At 61.4% G+C, this 16,347-nt stretch carries 11 protein-coding genes and 2 pseudogenes; 10 read left to right on the top strand and 3 right to left on the bottom strand.

What is annotated here, in order from left to right:
- Window positions 1–28: 28 nt before the first annotated feature.
- The 6 genes and pseudogenes from dnaX to CLV65_RS07985 all read left to right on the top strand — a co-directional run bounded on the left by dnaX (window position 29) and on the right by CLV65_RS07985 (window position 5,931).
- Window positions 29–2,554, top strand: coding sequence for a DNA polymerase III subunit gamma/tau (dnaX, locus tag CLV65_RS08010; protein WP_094691524.1), 2,526 nt, complete (start codon window positions 29–31; stop codon window positions 2,552–2,554).
- Window positions 2,535–2,936, top strand: a pseudogene (locus CLV65_RS08005) (recombination mediator RecR); the annotation flags it as partial. The gene dnaX and the pseudogene CLV65_RS08005, both read left to right, overlap by 20 nt.
- A gap of 252 nt (window positions 2,937–3,188) precedes the next feature.
- Window positions 3,189–3,461: pseudogene (locus tag CLV65_RS09235) on the top strand (toprim domain-containing protein); the annotation flags it as partial.
- A 146-nt stretch (window positions 3,462–3,607) separates the two neighbouring features.
- Window positions 3,608–4,372 (top strand): aspartate kinase, encoded by a 765-nt coding sequence (locus CLV65_RS07995; protein ID WP_094691523.1) that lies wholly within the window; start codon window positions 3,608–3,610, stop codon window positions 4,370–4,372.
- Between the two features lie 94 nt (window positions 4,373–4,466).
- Window positions 4,467–5,048: an ACT domain-containing protein gene (locus CLV65_RS07990; protein WP_094691522.1), complete on the top strand. Its 582-nt coding sequence runs from the start codon at window positions 4,467–4,469 to the stop codon at window positions 5,046–5,048.
- A 256-nt stretch (window positions 5,049–5,304) separates the two neighbouring features.
- Window positions 5,305–5,931 carry a DUF5701 family protein gene (locus CLV65_RS07985; RefSeq protein ID WP_094691521.1) on the top strand — a complete coding sequence of 209 codons (627 nt, stop codon included), beginning with the start codon at window positions 5,305–5,307 and terminating at the stop codon, window positions 5,929–5,931.
- A gap of 50 nt (window positions 5,932–5,981) precedes the next feature.
- Here the strand turns inward: CLV65_RS07985 and CLV65_RS07980 are convergent, their stop codons facing one another.
- Together CLV65_RS07980 and CLV65_RS07975 are read right to left on the bottom strand one after the other, a co-directional pair.
- On the bottom strand, window positions 5,982–6,590 hold the full coding sequence (locus CLV65_RS07980) for a hypothetical protein (protein WP_094691520.1): 609 nt from the start codon (window positions 6,588–6,590) through the stop codon (window positions 5,982–5,984).
- Window positions 6,591–6,747: 157 nt separating this feature from the next.
- The gene (locus CLV65_RS07975; RefSeq protein WP_157847268.1) at window positions 6,748–8,121 is read right to left on the bottom strand and encodes a PspC domain-containing protein; all 1,374 of its coding nucleotides are present in this window, start codon (window positions 8,119–8,121) and stop codon (window positions 6,748–6,750) included.
- Between the two features lie 192 nt (window positions 8,122–8,313).
- Between CLV65_RS07975 and CLV65_RS07970 the strand changes: the two genes are divergently transcribed.
- From CLV65_RS07970 to leuA, 3 genes are all read left to right on the top strand, one after another.
- On the top strand, window positions 8,314–9,570 hold the full coding sequence (locus CLV65_RS07970; protein WP_144441896.1) for a sensor histidine kinase: 1,257 nt from the start codon (window positions 8,314–8,316) through the stop codon (window positions 9,568–9,570).
- 57 nt (window positions 9,571–9,627) lie between these two features.
- Complete coding sequence (locus CLV65_RS07965) at window positions 9,628–10,407, top strand: LuxR C-terminal-related transcriptional regulator (RefSeq protein ID WP_211278424.1); 780 nt, start codon at window positions 9,628–9,630, stop codon at window positions 10,405–10,407.
- A 178-nt stretch (window positions 10,408–10,585) separates the two neighbouring features.
- A complete protein-coding gene (gene leuA / locus CLV65_RS07960; RefSeq protein ID WP_094691516.1) occupies window positions 10,586–12,505 on the top strand; it encodes a 2-isopropylmalate synthase in 1,920 nt (639 codons plus the stop codon).
- A 210-nt stretch (window positions 12,506–12,715) separates the two neighbouring features.
- Here leuA and CLV65_RS07955 read toward each other — a convergent pair whose 3' ends face one another.
- Complete coding sequence (locus tag CLV65_RS07955) at window positions 12,716–14,599, bottom strand: transglycosylase domain-containing protein (protein ID WP_094691541.1); 1,884 nt, start codon at window positions 14,597–14,599, stop codon at window positions 12,716–12,718.
- 436 nt (window positions 14,600–15,035) lie between these two features.
- Between CLV65_RS07955 and CLV65_RS07950 the strand changes: the two genes are divergently transcribed.
- On the top strand, window positions 15,036–16,181 hold the full coding sequence (locus CLV65_RS07950; RefSeq protein ID WP_094691515.1) for an inositol-3-phosphate synthase: 1,146 nt from the start codon (window positions 15,036–15,038) through the stop codon (window positions 16,179–16,181).
- Window positions 16,182–16,347 lie beyond the last annotated feature (166 nt).

Below are 16,347 nucleotides of genomic sequence, written 5' to 3'. Positions count from 1 at the left end.
TTGGAGTCAACGGAATAAGGAGCGGCTCATGGCATTGGCGTTGTACAGGCGGTATCGTCCCGATACCTTCGACGGTGTGATTGGACAGCAGCAGGTAACGGAACCGCTGTGCCGCGCCCTTGACAACAACCACCTGACCCATGCTTATCTGTTCAGCGGTCCACGTGGTTGTGGCAAAACCAGTTCGGCAAGAATCCTCGCCCGATGCGTCAATTGCGTCAAAGGTCCCACGTCCCATCCCTGCGGCGAATGCGAAAGCTGCCGTGAGCTGGCTGCCAACGGTCCGGGGTCCATCGATGTCATGGAAATCGACGCCGCCAGCCACAACGGTGTGGAAGACGCCCGCGAATTGCGTGAGCGCGTCACGTTCGGGCCGACCCGCGACCGTTACAAGATCATCATCTTGGACGAAGCCCACATGATCACGCCCCAAAGCTTCAACGCGTTGCTCAAAACCGTGGAGGAGCCGCCGGACAATGTCATGTTCATTTTTGCCACCACGGAGCCTGACGCGGTCATCAGCACAATCCGCTCCCGCACGCATCACTATCCCTTCCGCCTGGTGCCGCCGGAAGTCATGGGGCCATACCTCGAAAAGATCTGCCAGCAGGAAGGCATCACTCCGGCGCAAGGCGTGCTGAGGCTTGTCATGCGAGCCGGCGGCGGTTCCGTGCGCGACACCCTGTCCGTGCTCGACCAGCTGATGGTGGGCGCCGAAAACAATGAAATCACCTATGATTCCGCGGTGCGGCTGCTCGGTTTCACGCCGGATTCCCTGATCGGGGAAGCAGTGGATGCTGTTATTGAATCCAATGGGGCGAAGCTGTACGGCATCATCAACAAGGTGGTGGTGGGCGGTTACGAACCCAAGAAATTCGTTGATGATTTGCTGGCTCGGGTGCGTGACCTGACGGTGCTCACCTTGGCGGGCGAGCAGGCCGAGAAAGTGCTCAGCGACGATGTGCGCGTGGAGGATGGCGACGAGCTGCGCCGCCAGGCGTCCGCGTTGGGATTGGCGAAACTCACGTGGATGGCGGAGACCATCAATGACACATTGGAGCAGATGAAAGGCGCGATTTCACCGCGCATGCGTCTGGAGCTGCTTGCTGCTAAATTGCTCGTGCCCGCCGACCAGAAGGCTGCGACGGATCAGCCCGCGCACACCGCTGCGGGGCCGCAGCCGGCGCAGGCTCCCGTCCGTCCGCGTTACTCGCAGACCCAGACTGCACCGGCGGCACCAACGGCGCCACAAGGCGGAGCGGGTATTTCCAATGCCGCGGGTCTTAACGCCGCGCTGTCGGCGATGAGCGCAGTGCAGACTGAGCCTGCCCAGACGGTCGCTTCCCCGACACCGGTGCCTGCCGCGGCGGCTCCTGTGCCGGCTGCAACGCCTGCTGCTGCAACGAGCCAGGCGCAAGTTGACGAGTTGTGGGACAAGGCCGTGGCATCGCTGCCGGACGACGCCAAGGTGTTCCTCACTCGTGAACAAGTGCCGGATGTGAATCTCAAGAGGGATCCGCGCAATCCAGCGCGAGCCAGACTGAACCTGACATTCATCAAGCCTGTGGCGCAGCAGGCCTTCTCGATGGCCATGTGTGGCGATTCGAAGGTGGTGGATCTCGCCAGGCAGGCGGTGCATCAGTTCTTTGGAGAGGGCACGGTGGTGGCGCCTGCCAGAATGGCGAAGGACGGTGAGCCTTCCGTGCCATTGTCGAAGCTTCCCGCACAGCAGCAGCAAGAGGCGCGCAGGGCGGCGCTGTATTACAGCGTCCAGCTCAGAGGAGGCGCGTCCTTGGGCAGTGCTTCCGATCTCCATCGGCCTGAGAGAAAGCATGAGCCCGGTGAGCAGGCCGCCAAGGACCAGGATGGCGCTGCCGGGCCGGATGGTGACCCAGGCGCCGGTCCTGCCACTACGAACGCGGGCATCGCGCAGCTGCAAGATCCGTGGGCAGACGAGCCGTCGCTGGGCAATGCCCCGGTGCAGGCGACTCAACCCGCTGAATCCGAGGCTGAACCGCACCACCATAAGCATGTTGCGGTGCCGGATGCAGACGATCAAGTCGATCCATGGGCTGAGCAAGCGCAGGAATTCCAGTCGCGGCCCTTGCAAGGATTCTCGCAACCGCAGTCTCGCGCTCAGGAGTCTGCGGCATCTCGTGGGCCCGTGACATCTCGGGAACCGGTGACATCTCGTGAACCCGTGGCGGGAGGGGTCTCCGGCCGCCCGCAGATGGGAGCGTCTGCACAGGCTCAGGATCCCGTGAGCGGGGGAATCTCCCTGCAGGGATTCGCTGGTTCTGACGCATCGCAGGGGCAAGGGTCGGTTCAGGCACCGCAGGCGGCGCAACAGGCGATGCCGCAGTCATCGCAACCTGTTGGAGACCGCGCGTTCCAGCCGCAGCAGGACGCCAGTGGAAGCATGGGTCCCGAAGATGATGAGTATTCGTTGGATGACGCGGATATCTCCGAAGGCATGAGCATTGAAGAGATAGCCAAGTCGTTCGATGCAAAAGAAGTGCGAGACATAACGGAGGATGGCAATGGCGCTGTATGACGGTGCGATTCAAAACGTCATCGATGCTTTCTCATCGCTTCCTGGCATCGGGCAGAAGGGTGCGCAGCGCATCGCTTTCTATTTGCTGCAGGCAGACAGCGCGCAGACGGATCAGCTCGCCAAGTCCATCGTGGATCTCAAACGTTTAGTGAGGTTCTGTGACATCTGCGGCAATGTGTGTGAATCGTCGATTTGCCCTATCTGTGCCGATCCGCGGCGTGACCCCACCGTGCTGTGCGTGGTGCAGGAGCCCAAGGATGTCATGAGCATCGAACGCACCCATGAGTTTCACGGGCTGTATCACGTGTTGGGCGGCGTCATCAATCCGATGGCGGACGTGCGTCCGCAGGACCTGCGCATATCCCAGCTGTTGCGTCGCTTGGGGCCGCATGGCGCCCTCACGGTGGATGAGACCTTGGCGGCAACGCAGCAGGCAGATTCTCCACAGGTGGATTCCCGGCAGGTGGATTCCCGGCAGGCGGATTCTGTGCAGCAGCCGGATGCCGATCGGCAGCCGGAAGAAACGCAATCCAGTGGGCAGTCTGCCCCAAGCGGTGATCAGACATTGCCTCAGCAGAGCGCATCCGTATCCCATGGCATCTATGCGACCATCGCCGAACGGGAGTCGTCGCAGCAGGACGGGCAGCGGAATGCCGCGGCTGCAATGTCCAATGCCGCCCCGGTGCCGCTCATCGGCCGTGACGATGTGCCTCCCGTGAAGGAAGTCATCATCGCCCTTGATCCTGATATCGAAGGCGAGGCGACGACCACATACCTAAGCGGGCTGCTCGCCCCATTGGGCATCACCGTGACCCGTCTGGCGAGCGGTCTGCCGGTGGGAAGCGACCTGGAATACGCCGATGAAATGACGCTGGCGCGTGCACTCGCCGGAAGGCGGCGTGTGTGAACCCGCCCCTGCGCCGCGCTATGTGCCACACCATGCGCCAGCCCGTGTTCCACATGATGGAAAACCGCAGTATTGCACGGCTCACGGCAACGTATTATCGCTCAAGCTGGGTATACTGAACCCGCACATACGAGGATTGGAATAACGTGGCTCTTATCGTTCAGAAATACGGCGGTTCATCCGTCGCCGACACGGATTCGATCAAGCGCGTCGCACGTCGAATCATCGAAACTAAGCGCAAAGGCAACGATGTGGCCGTCGTGGTTTCCGCAATGGGAGACACCACCGACGAACTCATCGACCAGGCCAACGAAATCGATACGCAGCCGCCGGCACGTGAGCTCGACATGCTCATGACCGCAGGCGAGCGCATTTCGATGTCGCTGCTGGCAATGGCCATCCACGCACAGGGCGAACGCGCTCACTCCTTCACTGGTTCGCAGGCAGGTTTTGTCACGGATGCCCGTTACGGTGCTGCGCACATTCGCGCAGTCAAGCCCGACCGCGTCATCAATGCGCTCCACCAAGGTGAAATCGGCATTGTTGCTGGCTTCCAGGGTGTCAATTCCATCGGTGACGCCACGACTCTCGGCCGCGGTGGCTCCGACACATCCGCAGTGGCGCTCGCCGTGGCTTTGGGCGCTGATGTGTGCGAGATCTACACCGACGTGGATGGCGTGTTCACCGCCGATCCGCGCATCGTGCCGACCGCACAGCGAATCCCCGCGATTTCGTATGACGCCGTGCTGGAGATGGCCGCTTCCGGCTCCAAGGTCCTGGCGCTGCGCTGCGTCGAATACGCGCGCCGCTTCAAGATGCCGCTGCACGTGCGCAGCTCGTTCTCTCACCTTCCCGGCACCATCGTGGTGGACGACGGAGTTGATCCCCGCACCGTGCCCAACATCGGCTGAGGCAATCGGGGCGAGAGAACAATCGGGCGCAAACCCGAACGCAACCCTTCTTTGAAAACGGAAAAGACGTATCTGTCAAGCGAAAGGAACGAGCATGACTGAAGAAGAAAGCAAGTCCATGGGAGACATCTTCCCTGACCTCAATGGCCCGGAGTCCCCGGTTATCTCTGGCGTCGCCAACGACGGCTCCGAGGCAATGATCACGCTGCGCGGCATCCCGGACCGCCCGGGTTGCGTGACCACGGTGTTCACGCTGCTCGCCGAAGCCGGCATCAACATTGACATGATCGTGCAGGCGCTCGCCGAGCACGGCGACAACGGCGCGACCGCCGACGTGTCGCTGACCGTTCCGGAAGCCCAGGTGCGCAAGGCAGCCGAACTGCTGCGCGCCAACCGCGACTCCATCGGCTACCAGTCCGCCGACACGAACACTGGCATCGCCAAGGTGTCGCTCATCGGCGTGGGCATGAAGACACATTCGGGCATCACCGCCCGCTTCTTCAAGGCACTGTCCGACAAGGGCATCAACGTGCTGATGATCTCTACCTCCGAGATCCGCATCTCCGCCGTCGTGCCGCTTGACGACATGAAGGACGCCGTGCGTGCGGTCCACACCGCCTTCGGCCTGGATGCCGACTCCGTGGAAGCCGTCGTGTACGGCGGCACCGGCCGCTGAGCCATTCGCTCCGCTCCGATTCTTGTGCAAGGGGCCGTGCAGCGCGTTGAACGCTGCACGTCCCCTTCGCTTAGGCTTTCGCTTCTGCCTTTTCTCAGCTCTTGAACTCCGTCTGTTCATTCGCGTCGCGTCGCTCAGCTGCTCTCATCCGCGCCCCGGACTTTCGCCACTCAGCTTCGCCGCTCAAGCCACCCGCTGCCTGCCTCTGGATTCGCCTCATGCGATTCTTTCCATTGCGCCGCGGTAACCTAGAGGCATGTCACAGGCATCCGAAGAAGTGTTGAAACAGCTTGATCGTCTCGTGGCGCTCGGCTACCCTGACGTGGCCGACCTGTCATCCGCGGCGTTCCGGGCGCTCGCCCTTCCCCTCGTCCATGCACTGGAATTCAACGACACGTTGACCGACCAAGTGCTGCTCGTGCCTACGCGCGAATTGGTGAGCCCCGAATCCCTCATCACGCGCACAAGCATTGGCCGTTATGCCGGTTTCACAACCATGCCGCCGCGGGATATAGCAAGTTTCGAGCCCACGCAAAGCTTTGAACCGCCCGAAGGACCTTTCTATCTCGTCATTGAGCCGCATACCGGCACGTGCTACATCAACCGGGAGCCTGACGTGGCTCGCAAGCTCATGGAATCGGACGACCGTCTGCCTCTGACGATGGAGGAGGGTCTTGCGATAGCCACGCAGCACCCGGATTGGTTGGATGTGAAGAACGGCTACAACTTGCTGGGCTCGCGCTCGGCGGACGGACGGGTGCCCAGCATTTGCATGAGCGAAAACGCGCCGCGCCTTGCAGCCGTGTGGCCCAACTCCAAGCATTCATGGCTTGGCAACGCCTATTGCGTGGCGCGCTTGGGGGTATCTTTGCTGTGGCGCTAGCGGCCGGTGTGATTTATCGGCCGCTGTGCTTCGTTGGCTGTCGTACTCCGTCAGACGCCGTGGGGCGTGGCGCTGTTGGGTGTTGCGCCATGGGGCGTTGCGTTGTGGCTGTCGGCGGGCTTGCCAGTACGATTGCGGGATGCATTGCCTCGCGTCGCTGAGATAATGGCGCCGACGATGAGGACGACGCCCAATGCCAGCGCGGCGGCGGTCGCTGCCTGCAGCCAAAACATCGAATCGATGGTGATATTGCCGATTGCCAGGGGGACGGCCATGAGAACCGCGGCGACCGTCACAATGATTCCCCATACCACGGTGCCCGTGCAGGCCTTCGGTTTGGGATCCTCAACGATGCGAGGCGAAGGGACGGGGGTTGCAGAGGCGGGAGCGTTGCGGTTCCAGCCGGGATAAGCAGCGTAGGGGTTGCCTGTGCGTGGCGCGCCGCCGCCCGGGTATCCGTTGTGCGCGGCTTCCCGTGCATAGCCTGCTGCGGCATTGCGTTGGTCTGCGGCGGCATCGTCCCGCTGCCCGAGGGCAATTGTGGGGGTTTCATCGGCTGGCAGCGCGATGGGGGTAGTTGCGGTGAGGTCGTCGGCGAGTCGTGTGGTGTCGCCTGCGTCCTGGGTTTCATTGCTGGTGTGCGAATCGTGTGGTGTCATGGTGTCTCCGTTCATTGATGAGAACTGGTGTTGGATGTGAACTGGTGTTGCATAGGGGATGGTGCAGCGAGGGTAGCGCAGCGAAGGCGGTGCGGCGAGGGTAGCGCAGGGAAGGCATCGCGGCGACGACAACGCTGTGCAGATGGGCATCGCGCTGTCAGACCGTTTCGATCTTTACATGGCTGGCTGTTGCCATTACCGGGATGTGCAGCACCGGCTCGATGGACGGTGCCTGACTTGTATGCGTGGAATCCTCATCGTCCATGGTGCCGTCGAGATCTTCCTCCGTTTCTCCGCCTTCCAGGTTTCCCATCAGCACGAACGACGATTGCCCCGTCTCAAAGAATGTTGCTTTGCATGACGCGGGTATGCGAATGGTCACAGTGCTTGCAGTCGCCCACAAGGGCAGTGTCCCCTCGGGGCATGTGGTGTCGCGGATGGAATTCCAATTGCTTAGATCGATGGTGGTGTTCGACCCCCAGACAACGGTGCCGCGTGCCAATGCATCGAAATCGGAGGACGTGTATGTGGCGTCTGAGCCGGCGACACGCACAACGGCCTGCTGGTTGCTGATGCCGTCGATTGTCGAATAGCGCGCTGTGTAATCCATGCCGGTCGCGCATAGTGCGACGACGACCATCAGGATGGACAGTGCAGTGAGACCGCCGCCTTTGCGCCCAGCCATGCCAGTGAAAATCAGAGAGACGCCGAGGAACGCGACGCTTGCCACGGACCAGATCGCCAGTGCTTTCAACAGGTCCACGCCATTGATCGCATAGTTCCATGGAGAACCGGTCCGCACGTATGCAAGCAACACCAGCCCGAGCGTGATGGCGATGATTCCGGCGCAGGCGCCGACGACGGCCGGTCCTGCGCTGGGGCGCTTGCGCTTGGCGGTGAACGGCGCGGCAGGCGTGGCAGATACGGCAGGTGCGACGGGCGCCGCATACCCAGACGTGCCTGATGCGTTGTGGGCATATGATGCGGCTGTTGCGGACGGCGCGCCCGTGCGAGGCGCTGTGCTCGAGGCGAAGGCGGCGGACGGTGCCCCTGCGGGTGCCTGTGAAGGCGCGCCGTGAGGCGATTTCGACGATTTTCGATACCGGATTCCCAACAGCACGGCGATGAGGATGAGCGCCGGAATGCTCAGCGGCGCGGACGCGGGGCAGCCGATGAGAATGAAAATCAGCGCGCCCCAGAATCCTGCGGGAAGCTCGCCATCCTCGATGGCGGATTGCGCAATGATCCTTCCGTCGCGCTCATCGGGAAGCAGCATCCAAGCGATGCCATACAGCATGACGCCGAAACCGCCGAGAAATGCAAGGGCAAGCCAGATGATGCGTACAATCAGCGGATCCCATCCTAGTTGCCCGGCGATGGCGCCTGACACGCCGCCAATCCACCGGTCCCGTGTGCGCTGGATCCCTAGGCTGCGTATCCAATTGAAAAAGCTGTGTCCTACGGCTTCCCTCTGTTGGCGCGGTGGCTGCTGGCCGGGTGTGCCGTTGCCTGTTGGTGAATCAGCGTTCATTGTTCGTCCTTCTGCTGGGTTGTCAACTGATACCATTCCACCGCATAACACGCATCGCTGCCATCAGGGTTTGCCCTGATTCGTCCCTGATTTTTCTCGGGTGCCCCTGAATCCATACCCATGCAGACCCCTGAACGGCTAGAGTTCTCATCAGGGGCAACGGCTTACAGAAAGGCGACGGGCAGACACACGATGGCTATGAATCAACCGGCTGGCGAGCCTCAGACGCCATTGCGCCGCACGCCGTTGGCGCGGCTTGTGGATGCCGCGGCTCGTGCCCGCACATCCACTCGTTCCTTGAGCACAGTCACCATGGGGTCCGTCGTGCGCCTCGTCGCGCTGCTGGCAGTCATGGTGTTCGTTGTGTTGCGAGTGTCTGGCGTGTCTGTGCGGGGTGCGGGCGGATGCGTGTGCATTTTCGTCGGCGTCACTTTGGGCTGGACGCAGATGACGATCATCATGAACGCGGCGGATGAAGGGCGAACCAGGCCGACCGCCGCGTCGGTGGCGATGACAGTGGCGAGCGTGGTGGTGACGGTGGCTGGTGTTGTGCAGGTGTGTGCCTCACTCATGCCGTGGATGTATGTGTTGCGTGGATTGCTGGGCGGTGTGATTCTCATCGCCGCACTGTCTCTCATCGTGGCGCCGTGGTGGTTGAGCCTCGTCAGCGATTTGGGTGAGGAGCGGGCTCGGGCGGCGCAAGAGGAGTTGCGCGCTGATTATGCGACGCAGCTGCATGATTCCGTGCTCCAGACCTTGGCGCTCATCCAGATGGACGCTGACGACCCGGTGAAAACGCGGGCTTTGGCGCGCTCTCAGGAACGTGATTTGCGTGAATGGCTGTATGGCGATCCCGGTGCTGTGCTTGGCGGACCGGGGCGTGCGGACCAGTCTGATGCGGGGCGCGGCGAGGCTGACCCCGCCGAGACCGGCACCACTCAGTCAGAGAGCGGGCATGCGTCGCAGGAAGGCACGCAGGCGATTCCGACGACGTTATCTCGCGCCGTCAAGGTCGCCGCCGCTCGTGTGGAAGACACTTTGGAAATCCCCATCGACGTGGTCGTGGTGGGGGATTGCGCGATGACGCCCACGCTTGTCGGCATGGTGTCTGCAGCCGCGGAGGCGATGCGCAATGCAGCACGGCATGGGGCACCGCCCATTTCCGTTTATGCGGAGGTTGAAGGTGCACAGGTCGAAGGTGCACAGGTCGGAGGTGCACAGGTCGGTGATGCTGCAGGAGGCACGGAAGATGCCGCCACGGGAGGCATCACAGTGGAGATCTTTGTGCGCGACCACGGCGAGGGCTTTGATCCGGAGCATCTGCCAGCAGGGCACAGTGGCGTCAAGGACTCCATAATGGAACGCATGCGGCGTCTGGGAGGCACCGCGGTCATTGATTCACGTCCCGGCTGGGGCACGGAAGTGCATATGACATGCCAGGCGTCATGACGGCAGCCTGACATGCAAATCAGGCAAGGAAACTGCAGGAACGAAGGGAAGGATCCCATGGAACCAACGCAAGCCGAAGAATCGCAAGACTCGCAGACGTCTCATCGCGTGCGAGTGGCGGTGGTGGACGATCATGAGATGTTCCGTCGCGGCGTGATCGATACGATCGCCGCGGATTGCGATGTCGTGGGGCAGGCGGCAACGGTGGAAGAGGCGGTGGCGATGATAGGGCGCACCCAGCCGGATGTTGTGCTGCTGGACGTGCACGTGCCGGGCGGCGAAGGCGGGGGAGGCGCCGAGATAATCCTCAGGTCACTGAATGCCGCGCCGCGCGCGTTGTACTTGGCATTGTCCGTCTCGGACGCTCCGGCTGACGTAGGGGCGGTGATACGCGCTGGCGCTCGCGGATACGTGACGAAGACAATCACTGCCGCGGACCTTCTGGCATCCATCCATCAGGTGGCGGAAGGCTATGCGGTTTTCAGCCCACGCCTTGCCGGATTCGTGCTGTCGGCTCTTCGCCCCGAGACGGGCGTGCCGGTGACGCAGCCAGCTGACGGTGCTCTGGAACGTGGAGTCGCCGCACAGGAAGGCAGCGAGGCGGCTTCCGCGGCGGATGTCATGGCGCACGACGATGCGTCGCTTGATTCGCTCACGCCTCGCGAACAGCAGGTGATGCGCCTCATCGCCCGCGGTTACTCCTACAAGGAGGTGGCCGCAGAGCTGTTCATCTCCGTCAAAACCGTCGAAACGCATGTGTCCGCCGTGCTGCGCAAACTGCAGCTTTCCAATCGAGGCGAGCTGGCGCGCTGGGCGGCATACCGGCGAATCGTCTGATTCACCGCCTGTCGCAATGCCTGACATGCCGCTGCGTATATCGTTTAACGCGCCGGATGTCGCGTTTCGACCCTCGGTTAGCATTTTTGCATTGCGTATGCGTAAACTGTGCCCGTATGAACTCCACCGTTCGGTTTGACGGTGGAGAACGGTTATCTCTCGAGTAAAGGAGGAAAGCATGGATCAGTCATCAGTGTTTGATTTGGCAGCCGAAGCCGCGGCGTCCAATGGAGGGAACAATGACCCGCTGCTGCCTCCAGCGCGTTTCGTGGGCGCTCCGCAGAAGCCGAGCAAGATGCCGTACTACAAGTACGTTGCATACGACAAGCAGGTTCCTTTTGATTATCCGCAGCGCACGTGGCCGACGAAGCGTCTGCACCGCGCGCCTCGCTGGTGCTCCGTCGATCTGCGCGACGGCAACCAGGCCCTTGTGAACCCGATGGATTCCGAGCGCAAGCTGCGTTTCTGGAACCTCCTCATCTCCATGGGCTACAAGGAGATCGAGGTCGGTTTCCCGTCCGCTTCCGAAACGGATTATGACTTCATCCGCATGCTCATCGAACGCGAGCTCATTCCTGACGATGTGACGATCGCAGTGCTCACCCAGGCTCGCGAGCACCTGATTCGCAAGACGTACGAATCGCTGCGTGGCTGCAAGCATGCCATCGTGCACTTCTACAACTCCCTGTCCGTGCTGCAGCGCGAAGTCGTGTTCCGCAAAGACAAGGAAGGCTGCAAGAAGCTCGCCACCGACGCCGCCAAGCTGTGCAAGAAGCTTGAAAGCGAAGCCGAGGGCATCGACATCTCGTATGAGTACTCCCCGGAGTCCTTCACCGGTGCCGAACCGGAATACTCCGCCGAGGTGTGCAACGCCGTCATCGACGTCATCAAGCCCACGCCGGACCATCCGATGATCATCAACGTGCCTGCCACGGTTGAAATGACCACGCCGAATGTGTTCGCCGATGAGCTTGAATACATGAGCAACAACCTGAAGAACCGCGATTCCGTCGTGCTGTCCATCCACCCACACAACGACTGCGGCATGGCTGTGGCAGCCACCGAGCTGGCTTTGCTCGCTGGCGTGGACCGTGTTGAAGGCTGCCTGCTGGGCAACGGTGAGCGCACCGGTAACGTCGACCTCGTCACGCTCGGCCTCAACCTGCTCGTGCAGGGCATCGACCCGCAGGTCGACCTGTCGAACGTGCCGCAGATCCGCAAGACCGTGGAATACTGCAACCAGGTCAAGATTTCCGAGCGCCATCCCTACGCCGGCAACTTCGTGTTCACCGCCTTCTCCGGCTCCCATCAGGACGCCATCAAGAAGGGTCTCGAGGCTCGCCATGTGGCTGCAGAACGCGCCGGTGCCGACCTCGACAAGTTCGTGTGGCTCGTGCCTTACCTGCCGATCGACCCCAAGGACATCGGCCGTTCCTACGAGGCGGTCATCCGCGTCAACTCGCAGTCGGGCAAGGGCGGCATGGCTTACCTGCTCAAGGTCAACCACAATCTCGACCTGCCCAAGCGCCTCCAGATCGAATTCGACAAGGTCGTGCAGCGCTACGCCGACGAGACGAAGCGCGAGGTCAAGGACGAGGACATCTGGCGTCTGTTCAAGAACGAGTACCTGCCTGTTGAAGACAACGGCACGACCGCGGCCGGCCACGTGGTGGGTGACTCCGCGGATGAGTCCCTCAAGCCGTGGGGCCGTCTGAAGCTGCTCAACCTCCAGGTGAGCTCCGGCGAAGACGGTTCCGACACCGTGCTCAAGGTCAAGCTGCTTGACCGCGGCGCTGATTTGAAGAACCCGACCGAGCGTGTCATCTCCGGCGTGGGCAATGGCCCGATTGCTGCATTCGCCAGCGCTTTGAACGTGTTGGGCCTCACGGTTTCTGTGAATGATTACGCCGAGCACACCACGGGCGCAGGCGCGGATGCCGTGGCTGCATCCTATGTGGAGTGTGAGATCGGCGAAGAGCCCGAAAGCGAAATCATCTGGGGCGTTGGCCTCGATTCCTCCACGACCACGTCGGCGCTCAAGGCCATCATCTCCGCGGTGAACCGTCACGAGCGCAAGTCTGCTCCGTCCGAGGAGTAAGACCGGGCAATCCCTGACGGTGATTCGGCGCTAGGTTGGTTGTCCAACCACCACGTCGTGATTGCGCCACATCAGAATCAATGATGGGGCAGTCTGCCAGTCAGACTGCCCCATCGTCGTATTTATGCAATCCGTGCATCTATCGATGCGCAGCATCCGGTGCCGCGCATATCGTGCGCGTGGTGCCCCCGCCGCGGCTTCATCGGTTCGTCACATGCCACCCGCGGTGCCCCATGTGCCGTCCGAGCCGCCGGCGATGCCTGTGCTGGTCGGTTGCGGGAACGATTCGGCGCTCGTGCCGGCGAGAGCCTGCTTCATGTATTTCGCGTACAGCACATTGGGGAATCCCTCTCCGTATGAATACCCGTTCCACGAGGGCAGCGTTTGCGCCGATCCGTCCGTTCCCGGATACCAGATTGCAAACGTCGTCACAACGCTTGGCGTGTAGCCCACGATGCTCTCGGCGGTGTTGTCGTTGGCGGTACCGGTCTTGCCTGCCATCGCGCGTCCCACACTGGCACCAGCAGCCCGCGCCGTGCCGAACTGCATGGGGCCGCGCAGCGCTTGCGTGGCGAGGTTCGCCGTATTCGCGTCAAACACTTGCGTGCCATTCGTCGGTGCCGCATACATCATGACGCCTGAGGAATCCTTGACGCTTTCAACGCAATGCAAACTCACCTTCGTGCCTTGGTTGGCGATCGTGGCATACGCCTGCGTCACATCCTCCACGCTCACGCCATCGATGCCCAGCGTCACGAACGGCGAATCATCACTCAGTGTGCTGGAGATTCCGGCATCATGCGCTATCTGCGCCACCGAGGCGGGTCCCAGCTTCTCCGTGATGCGCATGAACACCGTGTTCACCGAATAAGCGGTGGCTTGCGTGAGCGTGACATTGCCGTAGCTTTTGTTGGCGTAGTTCGCCACGGGCTTTTCCAATCCGGCGAAAGTCTGGGGCGAATTTCCGTTGAAATACGTCGAATCCACACTCACTCCGTTCTCAATGGCTCCGATGAGCGAGAACGCTTTCATGGTCGAGCCTGGCTCGTAATGCGCCTGCGTGGCGTTGTTGAGCTGTTTGGACTGGTAATCGTCGCCGGCGTAGATCGCAATGATCGCGCCGGTGCGCGGATCCGCGCTCATGCCGCCCGTTTCTATGCCGGAGGGTTCACCCAATCCGTTCGTCGCCGGTGACGCCACCTGCTGCATGAGCGCCTGCTTGTCTTTGTCAATCGTCGTGATGATCGTGTAACCGCCGTTGGCGATGTCAGCGTCCTTGAATGCATCAGTGGATTTGAGCTCGTCTTCGACCATCATGAGCAGATATCCGTTGGAGCCGGTGAAATCACTGGAATCCGTGGATGTGTAGTCGATGGTATCAGGCATGGTGGCGGCGTCCGCTTCCGCCTGCGTCAGATAACCGTCGTCCCTCATGATGGAAATCACGCGATTGAAACGTTGCTGCGCGCTTGTCGCGTCGACTGCGGGATCCCAGCTGTTCGGTGCGGGAATGATGCCAGCGAGCAGCGCCGCCTGCGGTATCGTCAGCTGCGACGCGGAGACGCCAAAGTAACGCAGCGCTGCCTCTTCGATGCCGTAGGCACCGCGCCCGAAATAGATTGTGTTCATGTAATTGCACAGCACTGTTGATTTGCTTTGCGTCTGCGCGATTTTGAGCGCAAGCAGCGCCTCCTTGACCTTGCCGGGGTACGTCGTTGTTTCGCCCAGATAATAGCGTTCCGCATACTGCTGCGTGATCGTGGAGCCGCCTTGGCGCGAACCGGTCGTCACGTTGGTGAAAAGAGCGCGGGCTATGCCCCTCAGGTCGATGCCGCTGTCCGTCCAGAACGTGCGGTTTTCGGATGCCACGATGGCGTTGCCTACGTAATCGGGCAACGTGGAGCAGTCGATGATGTGCCGGTTGTCGCCTGCCAGTTTGCCGATGGGCGTCGTGCCATCGCTGTAATACACGGTGCTGGCCTGCGCGACGGCGAAGGCATCCGGTTGAGGAATCACCAGCGTGGCATATTCATAGCCGAGGATTCCCAGACATGCCGCCGCGGCAAGAACCACCGCCAGCAGGATGTGCCGCATGAGAGGATGCCGGCGTTTGGGGGGCGCTTCATGCACGAGGGCGCTGTTCGCGGCAACCGTGCGGTTGCGGTTTTGAGGCACGCGATTGTGTGGTGAATGGCTGTGTGGTGCATTGCTGTGTGGTGCATTGCTGTGTGCCGCACCGCTGCGGGTCGCATTCGTCCGTGAGCTCACCCTGCGATTGTGGGCAGGGGACGGGGCATGCGCAGGGGTGTGCCTGCCCGACGAGCTTGCTACTCTGCGCGGTTTATCAGCCATGCCTACCACGATAATCGCATTCCGCCCTCTGGTCTTTGTTGCGATGCGTGGCGTTGCGAAGCGGTGTCTTCCTTTTTCCTGTGATGCTCCCGTTATGGTAGAAAGAGTGGGAGTATTCGGCGGAATGGAGTAAGCTACGTAACGGTATATTAACAACTCATCTCGCGAGGGAGTTTTTATGACGATTCGTGTTGCCATCGCAGGCGTTGGTAATTGCGCTTGCTCACTGGTGCAGGGTGTCGAGTACTACAAGGATGCTCCGGATGACAAGAAGATTCCGGGCATCATGCACAACGTCTTCGGCGGCTATCGAATCCGTGACATCGAATTCGTCGCTGCATTCGACGTCGACGCAGCCAAGGTTGGCAAGGACCTTAACGAGGCCATCTTCGCCAGCAAGAACAACACCTACCAGTTCTGCAAGGACATGCCGGTTGCTGGCGTGACCGTGCAGCGTGGTCCGACCGGCGACGGCCTCGGCGAATACTACCGCCAGGTCATCACCGAATCCGATGCGGAGCCGGTGGACGTGGCCCAGGTGCTGCGTGATGTCAAGGCCGACATCCTCGTCAGCTATCTGCCGGTTGGCTCCGAGCAGGCCGATAAGTACTACGCTCAGGCTGCTCTTGACGCAGGCTGCGCTTTCGTTAACTGCCTGCCGGTGTTCATCGCTTCCGACCCGGAGTGGGCGCAGAAGTTCCGCGACGCCAAGCTGCCGATCGTCGGCGACGATATCAAGTCCCAGGTCGGCGCCACGATCACGCACCGCGTGATGGCCCGCCTGTTCGAGGACCGCGGCGTGCGCCTCGATCGCACCTATCAGCTCAATGTCGGCGGCGACATGGACTTCATGAACATGCTTGAGCGCAAGCGCCTTGAATCCAAGAAGATCTCCAAGACCCGCGCCGTCACCTCCATCGTTCCTCACGAGATGGATCCTCACAACGTGCACATCGGCCCCTCCGACTACGTGGCATGGCTCGAGGACCGCAAGTTCGCGTTCGTGCGCCTCGAAGGCACGACCTTCGGCGATGTGCCGCTGAACCTTGAGTACAAGCTCGAGGTGTGGGATTCCCCGAACTCCGCCGGTGTCGTGATCGACGCTCTGCGCGCTGCCAAGATCGCCCTCGACCGTGGTCTGGGCGGCCCGGTGCTGTCCGCTTCCGCATACTTCATGAAGTCCCCGGCAGTGCAGCACGAGGACAACGAGGCCAAGGAGCTCGTCGAGAAGTTCATCACCGGCGAATCCGAAGCCAACGAAGAGCAGCTTGATGCTGACGTTGCCGCAGCCAAGGCCGCAGGCAAGGATGTGTGGCACGCCTGATACAGCGATATAACTGTGCAGCGATATAGCGATATGGCGATATAGCTGTGCATAGATGCAACTCCCGATTTGTGAGGTGTCTCCATGACACTTCGATCGGGAGTTGCGTTTATTTAGGATGCTGTGGAGGATGCCGTGGACTGCTGTGGATATAGGCTGCTGCGGC

It is taken from the genome of Pseudoscardovia suis, from assembly GCF_002797875.1.
Classification (GTDB): domain Bacteria; phylum Actinomycetota; class Actinomycetes; order Actinomycetales; family Bifidobacteriaceae; genus Pseudoscardovia; species Pseudoscardovia suis.
This window is presented reverse-complemented; position numbering and strand designations above follow the sequence as displayed.

Coding starts and splice junctions, on each gene's coding strand:
- CLV65_RS07975 (WP_157847268.1), bottom strand. CDS start 8,121: ATGAACGCTGATTCACCAACAGGCAACGGCACACCCGGCCAGCAGCCA.
- leuA (WP_094691516.1), top strand. CDS start 10,586: ATGGATCAGTCATCAGTGTTTGATTTGGCAGCCGAAGCCGCGGCGTCC.
- CLV65_RS07970 (WP_144441896.1), top strand. CDS start 8,314: ATGGCTATGAATCAACCGGCTGGCGAGCCTCAGACGCCATTGCGCCGC.
- CLV65_RS07950 (WP_094691515.1), top strand. CDS start 15,036: ATGACGATTCGTGTTGCCATCGCAGGCGTTGGTAATTGCGCTTGCTCA.
- CLV65_RS07990 (WP_094691522.1), top strand. CDS start 4,467: ATGACTGAAGAAGAAAGCAAGTCCATGGGAGACATCTTCCCTGACCTC.
- dnaX (WP_094691524.1), top strand. CDS start 29: ATGGCATTGGCGTTGTACAGGCGGTATCGTCCCGATACCTTCGACGGT.
- CLV65_RS07980 (WP_094691520.1), bottom strand. CDS start 6,590: ATGACACCACACGATTCGCACACCAGCAATGAAACCCAGGACGCAGGC.
- CLV65_RS07955 (WP_094691541.1), bottom strand. CDS start 14,599: ATGCGGCACATCCTGCTGGCGGTGGTTCTTGCCGCGGCGGCATGTCTG.
- CLV65_RS07965 (WP_211278424.1), top strand. CDS start 9,628: ATGGAACCAACGCAAGCCGAAGAATCGCAAGACTCGCAGACGTCTCAT.
- CLV65_RS07985 (WP_094691521.1), top strand. CDS start 5,305: ATGTCACAGGCATCCGAAGAAGTGTTGAAACAGCTTGATCGTCTCGTG.